This window comes from Anaerophilus nitritigenes (assembly GCF_004138215.1).
GTDB lineage: Bacteria > Bacillota > Clostridia > Peptostreptococcales > Thermotaleaceae > Anaerophilus > Anaerophilus nitritogenes.
Map to the genome: position 1 here is coordinate 1 of NZ_RYYS01000078.1, position 15561 is coordinate 15561.

The following is a 15561-nucleotide window of genomic DNA, read 5'->3' on the forward strand; positions in this document are numbered from 1 at the left end:
GGGATCGAACCTATGACCCCCTGCTTGTAAGGCAGGTGCTCTCCCAGCTGAGCTATGCGCCCTTAATAACTTACCAATGATATTATACACACAAGTAGTTATTTTGTCAATACTTCTTCATAGCACAGTAGTGAATTCATTCAACTACTGTGCTTCTTCATAAAGCTTTTGTAAATGTTCTTTGTTAAAATGATATTTTCTATTACAAAAATGACATGTAAGTTCTGCTTGTTCATCTTCTTCAATAATTTGTTTTAAATCCTTTTCCCCAATGCTAATTAAAGCTTTCTCAAGCTTTTCTTCTGAACAATCACAATTTAAAAATACTTCTTTCTTATCTAGAATTTCAAAATCAAAACCTTCTAATATTCTACTTAGCATTTCTTCTCCATCTTTACTCTCTTCCATTAATTGAGTAACAGATGGAAGTTCACTTATTCTATTTTCAAGCTTTATAATCACATCCTCTGATGCATCTGGAAGTACTTGTATAATAAATCCTCCTGCTTCTTTTACAGAATAATCTCTATCTACTAATACTCCTAATCCTACTGCAGAAGGTTGTTGCTCTGAGTATGCAAAATAAGCTGTAAAATCTTCTGCTATTTCTCCAGATACTAAATCAGACTGTCCTACATATGGGTCTTTTAATCCCAAATCTTTAATCACAATCATTTTTCCTTTTCCAACAGCTCTTCCTACATCTAATTTTTTATCTTCTCTTAATGGAAGCTCTACATTAGGATTTGATATATATCCCTTTACATTTCCTTTTGAATCAGTAACAGATAAAATCTGCTTTAAAGGTCCATCTCCTTTAATTTGTATAGACAATTTATTTTTTTCTCCTTTTAGCATAAGGCCCATCATTACAGTCCCTGTAAGAGTTCTTCCCAAAGCAGCAGTAGCAACAGGTGTAGTATTATGAATCACTCTTGCTTCTTCTACTAAATTTGTTGTAACTCCTAAAAAAACTCTTATACTTTTATTTGCTGCAACTCCTCTTAGTACATAATTTTTCATCTGCTCCATCCTTTTCACTTGTTTTTATATCAGAATAAACTATTCTTTGAAAAATTTATAACTTGATCATCTATAGTAATAAAAGCCCTGATTGATCTATCAGGGCTATTAATGGCTACACGTTTTATTATCCTCTTGTAACGTTTGTAGCTTGAGGTCCTTTTTCTCCTTGAACTACTTCAAATTCAACAGATTGACCTTCTTCTAAAGTTTTGTAACCATCCATGTCGATTGCAGAGAAATGTACGAAAACATCTTCTCCATTTTCTCTCGAAATAAATCCATAACCTTTTTCTCCATTAAACCATTTTACTGTACCTTTTTCCATTTAAACAATCCTCCTAACCAATATCATACGTAGCAAATCATTGCTACAACTAGAGTTTATCACAGGTCATTTTTAGTGTCAATGGAAATTGACTTTAAGTTTATAAGCTCAAATTTTATTTTTGACAAACAAAATAAACTCTTTCACTTGTTTCTTTAGGAGATAAAAAATTTAAAGCATCAAAAGATTCAATTTTTTTAAATCCTACTTTTTTTAACATTTTTATTATTTCTTTTTCTTTATAAGCCCTTTGTATATGATCTTCTTCATATTTTTTATAAATATCACCTTCTTTTATAAAAAGAGTCAAATCTAAATTACATATACGCTCTTCTTCATTAAAATAATTTTCCCATATATAAGAAACTTGTTCTAAGTTTTCTGCATAAGTATGATTCCCTAGTATTTGCGATAATTTATAATAACTACTAATATCAAAAATAAATAATCCATTCTCTTTTAAATGGTTATGTACTCCTTGAAATACTTTAAATAAATTTTTTTCATCAATGATATAATTGATTCCATCGCAAATACATAAAATAGTATCTAAATGAGTAGGTAACAAAAGATCAGTTATATCTTGATTTAGATAAACTACATCGATCTTCAGATCTTTAGCTTTTTGAGAAGCAACATAGAGCATATCTTCTGCTATATCTACTCCAATCATATTGTATCCTCTTTTAGCAAGTCTATTCGTAACATTACCTGTTCCACAAGCTAGTTCTGCTATATTTAAAGGATTTATATTATATCGTTTAAATATAGCTTCAATATACATAGTCCACTCATCATAGTCTACATCTTCCATCAATTGATCATATACATAAGCAAACGCGCTATAGCTTTTCATCCCATCTCTCCCTTATCTTATATTTCTACTTTTTTTATTATAATATATTTCCAAAACAAAAAGAGATAGATTTTCTATCCCTCTGTATTTTTCTTATTCAATTTCTTTTTTCTTACAGTAATGAGTCCTCCAATTCTTCCAGTTTCCTTCGCTGTAAGTCCTCCCCATCCTAAGCTTTCTACTTTTTCTAACAATCCTAATTCCTGAGCAATTTCATATTTCCATTTGTCTTCAATAGTTTCTATTTTATTTTTTTTATTCTTCATACTATTTTTTTTAGACATTCATACCCCTCCCCTATTTTTTATTATTGGTAAGGGGTACATTTTTTATACCTACTTTAATTTTTTGATAATTGATATTTTAAAGGTCTATATAAAATACCAATTATAAAAATAGATATAATCAATTCTGGTACTAAATAGCTTGCATTATACTTTATAGAATAAATCCAAGGATTTTCACCTGCTGGTGCATAAGCTTTAAACACAATTGCTCCAGATATAACATGAGAAATAAATCTTCCTATAGTAGCTATACATACACTAATATTCACTCTTTTTAAATTTTTATTCAAAAGCCCTGCAAGTCCTAAAACTCCAAAAGCAGCTATATAATCAAAAACTATAGATAGAATATGTAGCGACCATGATTTTCCTAACAAAAATTGTAAAATACCGTATACAACTCCTGCCAAAATTCCAGGTCTACACCCCCATATTATAGAATAGATAAATATAGGTACCATACTTCCTGCTGTAATAGATCCTCCATAAGGCGCTTCAAATATCTTGATATAGCTTAAAATTTGTGCTAATGCAATCATAATCCCTGCTTCTACGATCATTTTTGTAGTAAACTTTCTCATCTTTTCACCCTTTTCATACTTAATTTTAAACATACAAAAACTGCATTCTGAAAGAATGCAGCTCATTTTCTTACTTATGTTCCTACGCTGGCATTATCCAGATCAGGTTATGGGTCGAAACAAAGAAGTTTCCTCTCAGCCAATTTTTTTAGCTCCCCTTGTATTTAATTATAATCATTATATTACCAAAAAATAAATAAGTCAAACTTCAAAAGTAACAACTCCAATGAGTCCTGGTCCTGTATGAACTCCTAAAACTGGACTAATTTGTGAAAATAATGTTTCATTAATATTTCCTATATCTTTTATTCTTTCTAAAAGTTTTTTAGCTTCTTCTTCTGCATTTCCATGCATAATCGCAATATCTATTCTTTTATCTTTTATTTTTTCTTTTACAATAGAATAAATATCATCTATAGATTTTTTTCTTCCTCTTACTTTTTTATAAGTATAATATTTACCATCCTCATCTATAGAAATAATAGGTTTTATTCCTAAAATTTCTCCTACAGTTCCTTCTACCAAACCAATTCTTCCGCCTTTACGTAAATATTCTAAAGTTTTTAATACATAAAAAAGCTCTGATTTATGAAGTATTTTTTTTATTTTTTCTATGATTTGTGCAAAATTAGAATTTTTATAAACTTCCTTTGCTGCTTCTAAAACTAAAAAACCTAGTCCCATAGATAGTGTTTTAGAATCCACTAATTCTATAGTCAATTTTTCAAACTCATCTGCTACATTTTTAACCATATTGTATGTACCACTTAATCCTGATGAAATAAATATTCCTAATACATGAGTATATTCTTGTTCTTGTAATTTGTGAAAAAGATTTTTCGCATCCTCTGGAGAAGGCAAAGAAGTTTTTGGAGTCTCTATTTCCAAATTTTCATATACTTCTTGTGGAGAAATTTCTACACGATCTCTAAATTCTTGTTGTGAATAGATCACACGAAGAGGAAGTACCTCAATATTATATTTTTGAATCCATTCTTGTGGTAAATCACAAGAAGAATCTGTAATTACTGCTATTTTTTCCATATGCACTCTCCTAACTATACTTAAAGCATCATATATTTAATTTGTAAATAACCCATATATATAAATATAATAACCGTTAACCCAATAGGTGTAAACACAAATCTAGGTATTTTGTTAGTTTTTCCTTTCTCTTCAATAAAATAACATGATCTTTGATTCGTTTTTATATCTTTTATGATTCTTTTATACAATGAATACCCCAATGTAGCTGTAAAAATAGATATTATTCCGAAAAAAGCAGCAAATATTATAATTTGAAAAATTTCTAAATGTACTACATCTTCAACCATTGGTTTTGTTTTTTTACTATATAGATGAATCATATATCCTAATGTTACAGCTAACCCATTATTGGTCATATGTCCAATGATTCCTGCAAATAAAGAATTAGTTTGACATACTAAATATCCAAATAAAATTCCTAATACAGTAGGTCCCAAGAAATTTTGAAGATTAAAATGAAATAACCCAAACAATAAAGCAGATATCCATATAGCCTTTTTTTTGCCTATTTTTTCATAAGTTTTTAATAATAATCCTCTGAAAAAAACTTCTTCACAAATTCCTGCAGATATAGAAATAATAAATAAAAGCACAAAATACTCTGAAAGATTCGTAGCAGTTGGAATAGCTTGTGGTTTTATATTTACAAAAATACTTAATACAATCATAGCAATCAAGTTGAAAAAAAGAGCTACAGGATACATACAAATAGTTATAAAAAAAATCATTATTCCATGCTTAAAAGATAAAGGATTTAATTTTAATACATTTTTTAAAGAATCTCTTTTTATTGTTATGTACAAAAGCGCAGGTAGCAAAATAATCCCATATTCTGTAATCAACAACCCTGTTTTCAAATTTTTTTGTTGGACATAATACCCTATCGTTACAAGAAAAATAGCTGTAATAAAATACAATATGTTCACTTCTACAATTTTTATTTTTTCGCTATTTCCCAAATGTTTTCCTCCTTTTTTTTATATTTTTATGCTTCTATAGACTGTAATAAATTTTTATAGATTTGAATCCCAATCAAAAGTATTTCTTCATTAAAAGAAAATTTACTATGATGAAGAGGGTATATATGTCCTTGATCTTTATTATTCACTCCTAAAAAGAAAAATAGTCCTGCTACTTTCTTTTGATAATAAGAAAAGTCTTCTGCAATCATTTGAGGAGCTATCCACTCTATATTTTCATCTCCAACAGCTTTTTGAAGAATTCTGACCATTTCTTTATCATTTACTACTGCTGGATACATATCTCTAAATATCACTTCTATAGAACAATTATACATCTTCTCTATTCCTTTGCTCATCTCCTTCATTCTTTTTTTTATTTTTTCATATACTTCTTCTTCAAAAGCTCTGATGGTTCCTTCTAAATAAGTTTTTTCTGCTATAATATTTCTTCTTTCTCCTGCCCACATTTTTCCAATAGTAAGAACAGCTCCTTCTATAGGATTAATATTTCTGCTAATAATCGTTTGAAAAGAAGAGATAAGATTTGAAGCAATGACAATACTATCTATTGCCTTTTGTGGAATTGCTCCATGTCCTCCACATCCTGAAATGACAATATCAAATTCTCCAGTTTGAGCCATCATAGGACCTACTCTGCATCCAATTTTGCCTTCTTCAATTTGAGGATATACATGAAGCCCTACAATTTTCTGAATATGAAATTTTTCTATGATCCTCTCTTTTATCATAGGTAATGCTCCTCCTGGTCCTTCCTCAGCAGGTTGAAATACAAATACCAAAGAATAAGGTAATTCTTCTTTATATATAGATATATATTTTGCAAAACCTAATAAAATAGACATATGTGCATCATGTCCACAAGCATGCATCATCCCTTTATTTTGAGATTGATAAGAAACATTTGTTTCTTCTTGGATCGTAAGTGCGTCCATATCTGCACGAAAAGCAATAGATCTTTCGCTTTTTCCTTTTATGAACCCAATAATTCCTGTCTTTGCTATATTTTTATATACCTCTACACCATATTCTTCAAGCTTTTGAATAATAAATTCACTTGTTTTGTATTCATCAAATCCTATCTCTGGAATTTTATGAAGTTCTCTTCTTATTTGAATGATCTCTTCTTTCATGCTTAATATTTTTTCTTCTATATGAATCATATGCTACACCTCTTTTCATTTATTTACATATAAAATATTGTATCTTGTTTTTTATTTTTAGAAAAGTACAAAAATTTTGTTGACAACTATATATCTTTTTGTTAATATGCTTAACAACATATATAATAAACTTTTGAATAAATCATTTACAAATATTTTATCATATAATATGATAAAATATAATCACATCATGATAAATACATTGCAATAATATGATCATAAATTGATCATTCAAGGATATAGGGGGCAGCTACATTGATTACTGAAGCAAGAAGAAAAAAAATTATCGAACTTGTTGAAGAAGAAGGGGTTATCAATCTTCAACAATTAACAGATACTTTTCATGTATCTATCTATACTATAAGACGAGATTTAACAGCTTTAGAAAAAGATGGCTTTCTTAAAAAAACTCATGGCGGAGCTGTACGTATTGAAAAATCCAAATGGATTTCATCTATGGAAGAAGGTAAATTAGAAGCTTTAGAAGAAAAAAAGAAAATTGCAAAACTAGCAGCAACCCTTATTGAAGATGAAGATACAATTATGCTTATGGGCAGTATGATTAGTCTTTTGATGATCCCTTTTATCGAAAATAAGAATATCACCATTGTTACAAATTCTTTAGATATTGCAAAAGAATTGTCTAATATTTCAAATATAGAAACCATCATAATAGGTGGAACAATTAATTATAAAAGAAACATTCTAGGATCTAGAGCCATATCAGATCTTAAAAACTATCACTTTGATAAAGCTTTTATTCCTTGTGCAGGTATTAAAGATGATCCTGGTGTCACTACCTCTACCCTAGATAGTAGTGATTTTTTAAAAGAAGTAATCCATTGTAGTAGAAAAAAAATTTTAGTATCAGACTATAGAAAAATAGGAAGAATTACTTTTGCTCATGTATGTAGTATTGAATCTATTCATATGCTTATTACAGATGACAAATCTAATGAGCAAGAATTAAATAAAATAAGAAAAAAAGGTGTTCAAGTAGAAATAGTATAACAATTCATTATTTTATCAATCATTTACTCATAATATTTAGGAGGGAATTTATATGAAAAAAGTAAATATTGCTTTAGTAGGAGCTACTGGAATGGTAGGAAGAACATTTTTAAAAGTATTAGAAGAAAGGGATTTTCCTTTTGAAAATCTATATCCATTTGCTTCTGCTAAATCAGCAGGTATAACAGTAACTTGCAAAGGAAAAGAATTTGTAGTTGAAGAATTAACAGAAAAATCTTTTGATAAAGATATTCAAATTGCTTTATTTTCGGCAGGAGGAGATATTAGTAAAAAATTTGCTCCTATTGCAGCTTCAAAGGGAATTATTGTAGTAGATAATAGTAGTGCTTGGAGAATGGAAAAAGATGTTCCTTTAGTAGTTCCTGAAGTAAATCCTGAAGATATAAAAAATCATAAAGGAATTATTGCAAATCCAAATTGCTCTACCATCCAAGCTATGGTTGCATTAAAACCTATTCACGACAAATTTAAAATAAAAAGAATTATATATTCTACTTATCAAGCTGTATCAGGCTCTGGAGTATCAGGGGTAGTAGCTTTAGAAGAAGGCTTAAAAGGAAATGATATTTTAACACCTTATCCTCACCCTATTGCTGGAAATTGCCTTCCTCACATTGATACATTTTTAGAAAATGGATATACCAAAGAAGAAATGAAAATGATTGATGAGACAAAGAAAATTCTACATGATGAAAATTTAAAAATTACTGCTACCACTGTAAGAGTTCCTGTAAAAGATAGTCATAGCGAATCTATTAATATAGAGTTTGAAAATAGTTTTGATATAGAAGAAATCAAAAATATATTTAAAAATGCACCTGGTATTATTCTTCAAGATGATCCTACTAATAATATTTATCCTCTAGCTCGTGAAGTTGCTGGACAGGATATGGTTTATGTAGGAAGAATTAGAAAAGATTTCAGTGTTGAGAATGGACTCAATTTATGGGTAGTTGCAGATAATATTAGAAAAGGAGCCGCAACAAATACAGTTCAAATTGCAGAATTATTAGTTCCTACTCTTTAATATTAAGCATATAATAATATATAGTACATTTTCATGAAAGGATGATTTTAAAATGAATTTATTTACTGGTTCTGGCGTTGCTCTTGTAACACCATTTAAAGATGGAAGTGTAAACTATGAAAAATTAGAACAACTTCTAAATTGGCACCTAGAAGAACATACAGATGCAATTATCATTACAGGAACTACAGGAGAATCTTCTACTCTCACAGATGACGAACAAAAGTCTGTTATAAAATTTACTGTAGAAAAAATAAACAAAAGAATACCAGTTATAGCAGGAACAGGAAGCAACTGTACTTCTCATGCCATAGAAATGAGCCAGTATGCACAAAAAGTAGGCGCAGATGGACTGCTACTAATTACTCCTTATTATAATAAAACTACACAAAAAGGACTCATCGCTCATTTTAATGCAATTGCTGATGTAGTTTCTATCCCTATTATTTTATATAATGTTCCCGGAAGAACTGGTGTAAATATATCACCTAAAACATTAGAAACACTTAGTAAACACCCAAATATAAAAGGAATCAAAGAAGCAAGTGGAGATATTTCTCAAGTTGCAGAAATGATTCGTCTTGTACCTGATGACTTTTATGTTTATTCAGGAAATGATGATATGGTAGTCCCACTCCTTTCTTTAGGAGGTCATGGAGTCATTTCTGTAGTAGCAAATATTCTTCCTAAAAAAACACACCTTATGGTCGATTATTTCATGAAAAAAGATCTAGAAAAAGCTCGTAACCTTCAACTTGAAATGAAGCCTTTCATAGATTCTCTATTTATAGAAGTAAATCCTATTCCTATAAAAACAGCTATGAATCTTATGAATTTTGAAGTCGGCCCTTTAAGATTACCTCTTGTAGATATGGATGAGGATCATCTATGTATATTAAAACAAAGAATGCAAGAATATCATTTACTCAAATAAGGAGGATTTTATGAACGTAATACTTAGTGGTTGTAATGGAGCTATGGGTCAAGTTTTAGTAAGACTCATAAAACAAGAAACAGATTTAAACATCATTGCAGGAATTGATCCTAATACAACACAATGTGAAAATAGCTTTCCTGTATATAACACTCCTTCTTTATGTAAGGAAAAAGCAGATATAGTAATTGATTTTTCTCACCATAGTGCTTTAAATGATTTATTAAAATATTGTGTAGATAATAAACTACCTTTGGTAATAGCTACTACGGGACTTGATGGCAATCATTTAAAAAATATAATGGATGCATCCAATCACATCCCTATTTTTCAAACAGGAAATACGTCATTAGGCATTCAGGTTACAAAAAATATTTCACAAATGGCAGCTTTAGCACTTGGAGATAACTTTGATATAGAAATTATTGAAAAACATCACAATAAAAAGGTTGATGCTCCTAGTGGAACTGCTTATTTAATAGCAGAAAATATTAATAAAGCATTAGGTAATAAAAAGAATTTTATATATGGAAGATATGGAAGAAATGAAAAAAGAAAAAATACAGATATAGGAATTCATACCATTCGTGGAGGAAGCATCGTAGGAGAACATACTATTTTATTTGCAGGTCCTGATGAAATCATAGAAATAAAGCACACAGCCCTTTCTAAAGATATATTTGGATTAGGAGCTATTCATGCAACAAAGTTTTTAACAAATAAAAAACCTGGCTTTTATAATATGAACGACTTAATTGAATCATAAAATGTATAATTTTATCCAATAAATAAGTTACATCTTCATATAAAGAAAGGATTGATTTCACTAATGAATATAGAAAACACTAATGAAAATATAGATCTAACAAACCCTTATGCAATAGCTAAATTTATTAAAAAAGCTAAAAAATCTACTCCTGTAAAAGTTTATGTGGATGGATCTTTACAAGATATTGCTTGTGATTCTATAAAAAAATTTGGAAATGAAAACTTCTGGATTTTATTTGGAGAACATGAGGAAATTCAAAATTTCTTATCTATTCATAAAGAAAATATCAGAGATTATTTTATAGAAAATAATAGAAGAAATTCTGCCATCCCTATTCTAGATATAAAAAATATAGATGCAAGAATTGAACCTGGTGCTATTATAAGAGATCGAGTGCAAATAGGTAAAAATGCTGTAGTCATGATGGGCGCAGTCATTAATATAGGATCTGAAATTGGAGAAGGCACCATGATTGATATGAATGCTGTATTAGGAGCTAGAGCAACAGTAGGTAAAAATGTACACGTAGGTGCTGGAGCTGTCTTAGCTGGAGTATTAGAACCTCCTAGTGCTACTCCTGTCATCATAGAAGATGATGTAATGATTGGAGCAAATGCAGTGATCTTAGAAGGTGTCATAGTAGGAAAAGGTGCTGTAGTTGCAGCAGGCTCTATCGTAACAAAAGATGTTCCTAGTGAGTGTGTAGTAGCAGGCTCTCCCGCAAAAATAATCAAACAAAAAGATGAGAAAACTATGGATAAAACAAAATTATTAGAAGATTTGAGAGGTTAAAAGCTGAGGATATCCTCAGCTTTTATTTTTAGAAATTTCCTGTACAGATTTTTTTAGCTTCTCCCTTCATAAAAATATCAAGATTATTATTTAGTTCAATTTCTATTAAACCTCCTTCTGCTTGCACCTTTACCTTTTTATTTAATTTTCCTAAAACATGACCTATCACCACACTTGAACAACATCCCGTTCCGCAAGCTAGTGTTCTTCCTGCTCCTCTTTCCCAAGTATATACATGAATAAAATCCTTATCTTTGATCTCTACAAAATTTACATTTGTTTTTTTAGGAAAAATAGAATGTTTTTCTATTTTTTTTCCTAATCTATTAATATCTATCTTTTTAATATCCTCTACAAATATAACCGTATGAGGTACTCCAACTAATACACTAGAGAATATAATGTTTTCTCCATCTATAGATAAAGATTTTTCTAATACATCCTCTTCCTCACACAACATAGGAATATCTTTTGGACAAAAAATAGGTTTTCCCATATTTACTGTTATAAATTTTACATCATTATTTTTTACTTCTAGATATACTTTCTTTACTCCTGCTAAAGTCTCAACTTCTATTTCTTCTTTTTTTACTAAACCTTTTTCATATACAAACTTTGAAAAACAACGAATTCCATTTCCACACATTTGTGCAATTGAACCATCTGAATTGTAATAAACCATTTTGATATCATTCTTCTCAGAATTTTTTGCTACCATCATTCCATCTGCTCCAATTCCAAAGTGCCTGTTGCATACTTCTTTTGCAAGTTGTCCATAATCTTTTATTTTTTCATTTGTACCATCAAATAATATAAAATCATTTCCTGCTCCATGCATTTTAGTAAACTCCATATTTATCCTCCTTCTTTATACAAAAAAGTCAATAGCATAAAAAGCTACTGACTTTACTTATCCACAAAAGCAAATACATAAGGTACATTTCTATAATAGTCACCATAATTGAGTCCGTATCCTACAATAAATTTATCAGGTATAGTAAATCCTACATAGTCTGCTTCTAATTGTGTTTTTCTTCTTGAAGGTTTGTCTAATAATACGCAACATTTAATACTAGCTGGATTTTTTTTCTTCAAATGCTCTAAAACAAATTTCATCGTAAGTCCTGTATCTGCAATATCATCTACAATTAAAACATCATAATCTTCTAAATCTACTGATAAGTCATACAATATATTTACCTTTCCAGAAGATTCTTCACCATGACCATAACTAGATGTTGCCATAAATTCTATACGAACAGGAGCATCAATCTCTCTAACTAAGTCTGCTGCAAATATAAAACTACCCTTTAAAAGAGATACAGCTAATATTTTTTTTCCTTCATAATCTTTTTTAATTTGTCGTCCTAATTCCTCTATTCTTTTTTGAAGATCTTCTCTAGAAAATAGTACTTCCTTTTTTTTCTTTTCTATATCCATTATTCAATTCCCTCCAACTATACAACTATAGTATCTCCTTTATACATTATTAAATATTCTAATCTATAAGCTATTCTTTGTCAATTGTATAGATTATGCGATACATTGCATACTTTTCATAACTTTTAAAATGACTTGATCCATATTTTCCATTCCCTCTATAGAAAGCTTTCCTAAATTTTTAATGGTATCCTCAGCACTCTTTCCTATGATTCCATTTTGATTTGGAATTACATGTCCATTTAAAGCTAAAAGAGCTGATTGTATAGCTGTAGAAGCTGCTGTAGACAATTTAAGGGCACATCCTACTTTTGCACCATCACAAATCATTCCACTTATATTTCCTAACATATTTTGAATGGTACCATCTATTTGTTTTTTATTTCCTCCCATAAGCCACACAATAGCTACACTAGCTCCTGTAGCTGCTGCAACCCCACATCCACATAATGCAGAAAGCCTTCCTATATAAAACTTAATGTAACTATTTATGATATGACTAATGGCTAATGCTTTTACCAAATCCTCTTCTTTTACAGAAAATTTATTTTTATAAGCTACAATAGGTAAAATAGCTGTAAGTCCATTATTTCCACTTCCATTGCTACTCATAACAGACATATTCTCTCCAGACATTCTTACATCAGAAGCAGCAGCAGTTAGCATCATGGCTTGATTCATTAAGTCATCAGATAAAATTCCCTTTTGTATATTTTCATACAAACTCATTCCTACTCCCATTCCTACTTTCTTTTTTAATCCTTCTAATGCTACTTTTTCATTCATATAAAGTCCTTCTAATAAAAAAGATAACTTCTCATAAGGTATTTTTTCTATTTCTTCAATAAGATCTAAAACTTTTAAATCATACAAAGCAATATCTTCATCCTTATGATTTTCATATTTTTTTATTTCATCTAAAATGATTTGTTCATTTTTGCTTATATATACAATTCTATCATGCTTTCTTTCTATTATTACTTTTATGCTATCTGTATTTGTTTTTACTAATGCTTCAATATAAATTTTCTCTTTCGTATCTTTGATACCTATAAAAATTCTTTTATTTGCTATTAAATCTTTTGATTTTTTTACATGTATAGGAGTAATGTCTTGTAAAACTTCTAATTTTTTTTCACTTTTTCCTCCTACCACTCCTAAAGCAGCTGCTATATATAATCCAACTTCATTTGTATTGGGAATTCCTACTCCCAATCCATTTTTATAAATATTAGGACTTACTAAAATGTGTACTTCTTTTATTTCTTCAGCTGTCATTTCTTTAGCTTTGGCACAAGCTAATGCTACTGCAACAGGTTCTGTACATCCAACAGCAGGCACTACTTCTTTTTTTAAAGTTTCTATAATCAATTTTTGCAATTCCATATTCAATCATCCTCTCTTTTATATCTATTTATATGGCAATAATCATGCCAATAAAAAAGAAGCTTTTTTATATGATTTTCTCATTTTGAGATATACACTCTATAAAAGAGTCTCAAAGTGAGAATTAATTCTCACTTTGAGACTCTTTTATATGATATAGTTTTAATTTTCTATATAAAGTTGCACGACTTATACCTAATGATTTTGCAGCCTTTGCAATAGATTGTTTGTCTTTTTCAAAATAAAGCAAAGCTTTTTGTATTTCTCTTTTTTCAAGTTCTTCAATAGGAATAATTCTATCTTCTACTTTTTTTAATATATGGTTTTGATCTTTTAGACGATGTGGAAGATCTATCTCCTCAACAATCTTATGACTACACATATTGACTGCATATTCTATAGTATTTTCAAGTTCTCGTACATTTCCAGGCCATTCATATGATAAAAATCTTTCAAATACTTTTTCATTTATTCTTTCAATATGTTTATCAAGTTTTTTATTACATTTTTCAAGAAAATACTTTACTAAAATAGAGATATCTTCTTTTCTTTGTCTCAAAGGAGGAATCATAATTGGAATCACATTAAGTCTATAAAATAAATCTTCTCTAAATTCTCCTTCTAAAACCTTTTTCTCTAAATCTTGATTGGTAGCTGCAATAATTCGTACATCAATAGGAATCAATTCTTTTCCTCCTACTTTTTCAATGACATACTCTTGTAATACTCGTAACAGCTTTGTTTGTAAATGAATAGCCATATCTCCAATTTCATCTAAGAATATAGTTCCTTTATGCGCTAACTCAAATTTTCCAGATTTACCTCCTTTTTTAGATCCTGTAAAAGCACCTTCTTCATATCCAAACAATTCGCTTTCTAATAATTGTTCTGGAATAGCTGCACAATTAATAGGAATAAATGGTCCCTTTGCTCTTTTGCTATGAAAATGAATGGCTCTAGCAAACAACTCCTTTCCTGTACCACTTTCTCCTTGAATTAAGACAGTAGATGTACTTTGAGAAGCTTTTTTCCCTTGTATTTTTACTTTTTCTAAAGCAGAACTATTTCCAATAATATTTTCAAAAGTAGTAACCATAGTACCTGTAGTGATGTCATTGACTACATTTAATATTTCTGAAATATTGCTAAATATAAAAACTACGCCAATACTTTCATCTTCCATCATAATAGGATTGGCATCAAATACTCCTCTGCAATCATACTCCCCTTTTTTATAATGAAAAGATCTATTTTTAATAGAAATATTTTTGATAATCTTATCATTTACATCTATATTTAACAATTGATGAATATAATCATTTGTTTTACTTTTTTTATCTATATGAAATAATTCTTCTGCTTTTTTATTATAATGTATAATCATTCCCTCTTCATTTACTGCAATAATTCCTCGATCTACTGAATGAAGTACTGTCTCTATTTCTTTTGCCATTCTTTTGATTTTTTCAGTTTTTTGTTGTTCTAAAAGTTTCGTTGCAATTAAATCTGCCATTCTATAAAGAAATTCCATAAGATTTGTTTGGTTTTCTAAAATAGCTTTTTTTTGCTTTTCTTCAAATGCAATAAGTCCTATTACTCCTATAATTTTTTCTCCCATTTTAATAGGACAACATACCTCAGCAAACTCCTTACAGCTTTTTATTTTTTCGCATTTTAAACAAACTATATGATTTCTTGGGTTTTCAATAATAAAACTTTCTCCCTTATGTAGGGCGAAGTCAAAAACTGAATGTGCATTGACCTTTTGTCCTACCATATTTTCATATCTTCCAGTTGCAGCAATTCTATTTCGTCTATGATCTATGATGGTTACATCTACTTTTATAACACTAGCAATAGCTTGTGCAATCTTTTGAACACTTTGTGCAATGTCAATCAAATTCATATTAACCATC

Annotated in this window: 17 protein-coding genes and 1 riboswitch; of the genes, 5 read left to right on the plus strand and 12 right to left on the minus strand. The window is 29.3% G+C overall.

Annotated elements, in window-relative coordinates; all coding sequences use genetic code 11:
• Positions 1 to 144: 144 nt before the first annotated feature.
• From hslO to EK368_RS11950, 8 genes are all read right to left on the minus strand, one after another.
• A complete protein-coding gene (gene hslO / locus EK368_RS11915; RefSeq protein WP_129600000.1) occupies positions 145 to 1023 on the minus strand; it encodes an Hsp33 family molecular chaperone HslO in 879 nt (292 codons plus the stop codon).
• A gap of 127 nt (positions 1024 to 1150) precedes the next feature.
• Positions 1151 to 1351: a cold-shock protein gene (locus EK368_RS11920; RefSeq protein ID WP_129600002.1), complete on the minus strand. Its 201-nt coding sequence runs from the start codon at positions 1349 to 1351 to the stop codon at positions 1151 to 1153.
• A 115-nt stretch (positions 1352 to 1466) separates the two neighbouring features.
• Positions 1467 to 2207, minus strand: a complete 741-nt coding sequence (locus EK368_RS11925) for a class I SAM-dependent DNA methyltransferase (RefSeq protein ID WP_129600004.1) — start codon at positions 2205 to 2207, stop codon at positions 1467 to 1469.
• Positions 2208 to 2281: 74 nt separating this feature from the next.
• Entirely contained in the window at positions 2282 to 2491 is a 210-nt protein-coding gene (locus EK368_RS11930; RefSeq protein WP_243109417.1) for an alpha/beta-type small acid-soluble spore protein, read from the minus strand.
• 56 nt (positions 2492 to 2547) lie between these two features.
• Positions 2548 to 3075: an energy-coupled thiamine transporter ThiT gene (thiT, locus tag EK368_RS11935; RefSeq protein ID WP_129600006.1), complete on the minus strand. Its 528-nt coding sequence runs from the start codon at positions 3073 to 3075 to the stop codon at positions 2548 to 2550.
• Between the two features lie 62 nt (positions 3076 to 3137).
• A riboswitch (TPP riboswitch) is annotated at positions 3138 to 3244 on the minus strand.
• A gap of 32 nt (positions 3245 to 3276) precedes the next feature.
• Positions 3277 to 4119 carry a DegV family protein gene (locus EK368_RS11940; RefSeq protein ID WP_129600008.1) on the minus strand — a complete coding sequence of 281 codons (843 nt, stop codon included), beginning with the start codon at positions 4117 to 4119 and terminating at the stop codon, positions 3277 to 3279.
• A 20-nt stretch (positions 4120 to 4139) separates the two neighbouring features.
• Complete coding sequence (locus EK368_RS11945; RefSeq protein WP_129600010.1) at positions 4140 to 5081, minus strand: type II CAAX endopeptidase family protein; 942 nt, start codon at positions 5079 to 5081, stop codon at positions 4140 to 4142.
• 26 nt (positions 5082 to 5107) lie between these two features.
• Positions 5108 to 6265 carry a M20 metallopeptidase family protein gene (locus EK368_RS11950; RefSeq protein WP_129600012.1) on the minus strand — a complete coding sequence of 386 codons (1158 nt, stop codon included), beginning with the start codon at positions 6263 to 6265 and terminating at the stop codon, positions 5108 to 5110.
• A 255-nt stretch (positions 6266 to 6520) separates the two neighbouring features.
• On the opposite strand from EK368_RS11950, the gene EK368_RS11955 reads away from it, so the two are divergent.
• From EK368_RS11955 to dapD, 5 genes are all read left to right on the plus strand, one after another.
• Positions 6521 to 7276 carry a DeoR/GlpR family DNA-binding transcription regulator gene (locus EK368_RS11955; RefSeq protein ID WP_129600014.1) on the plus strand — a complete coding sequence of 252 codons (756 nt, stop codon included), beginning with the start codon at positions 6521 to 6523 and terminating at the stop codon, positions 7274 to 7276.
• 52 nt (positions 7277 to 7328) lie between these two features.
• Positions 7329 to 8324 carry an aspartate-semialdehyde dehydrogenase gene (locus tag EK368_RS11960; protein WP_129600016.1) on the plus strand — a complete coding sequence of 332 codons (996 nt, stop codon included), beginning with the start codon at positions 7329 to 7331 and terminating at the stop codon, positions 8322 to 8324.
• Between the two features lie 52 nt (positions 8325 to 8376).
• Positions 8377 to 9258, plus strand: a complete 882-nt coding sequence (gene dapA / locus EK368_RS11965; protein WP_129600019.1) for a 4-hydroxy-tetrahydrodipicolinate synthase — start codon at positions 8377 to 8379, stop codon at positions 9256 to 9258.
• 10 nt (positions 9259 to 9268) lie between these two features.
• Complete coding sequence (dapB, locus tag EK368_RS11970) at positions 9269 to 10024, plus strand: 4-hydroxy-tetrahydrodipicolinate reductase (protein ID WP_129600021.1); 756 nt, start codon at positions 9269 to 9271, stop codon at positions 10022 to 10024.
• 63 nt (positions 10025 to 10087) lie between these two features.
• Positions 10088 to 10819, plus strand: coding sequence for a 2,3,4,5-tetrahydropyridine-2,6-dicarboxylate N-acetyltransferase (gene dapD / locus EK368_RS11975; protein ID WP_129600022.1), 732 nt, complete (start codon positions 10088 to 10090; stop codon positions 10817 to 10819).
• A 28-nt stretch (positions 10820 to 10847) separates the two neighbouring features.
• On the opposite strand, the gene dapF is transcribed toward dapD, so the two are convergent.
• The 4 genes from dapF to EK368_RS11995 form a co-directional block, all read right to left on the minus strand.
• Positions 10848 to 11672 carry a diaminopimelate epimerase gene (gene dapF / locus EK368_RS11980; protein ID WP_129600024.1) on the minus strand — a complete coding sequence of 275 codons (825 nt, stop codon included), beginning with the start codon at positions 11670 to 11672 and terminating at the stop codon, positions 10848 to 10850.
• Between the two features lie 53 nt (positions 11673 to 11725).
• A complete protein-coding gene (gene hpt, locus EK368_RS11985; protein ID WP_341472797.1) occupies positions 11726 to 12253 on the minus strand; it encodes a hypoxanthine phosphoribosyltransferase in 528 nt (175 codons plus the stop codon).
• Positions 12254 to 12352: 99 nt separating this feature from the next.
• Positions 12353 to 13645, minus strand: coding sequence for an L-cysteine desulfidase family protein (locus EK368_RS11990; RefSeq protein ID WP_129600028.1), 1293 nt, complete (start codon positions 13643 to 13645; stop codon positions 12353 to 12355).
• 124 nt (positions 13646 to 13769) lie between these two features.
• Positions 13770 to 15551, minus strand: a complete 1782-nt coding sequence (locus tag EK368_RS11995) for a sigma 54-interacting transcriptional regulator (RefSeq protein ID WP_129600030.1) — start codon at positions 15549 to 15551, stop codon at positions 13770 to 13772.
• Positions 15552 to 15561 lie beyond the last annotated feature (10 nt).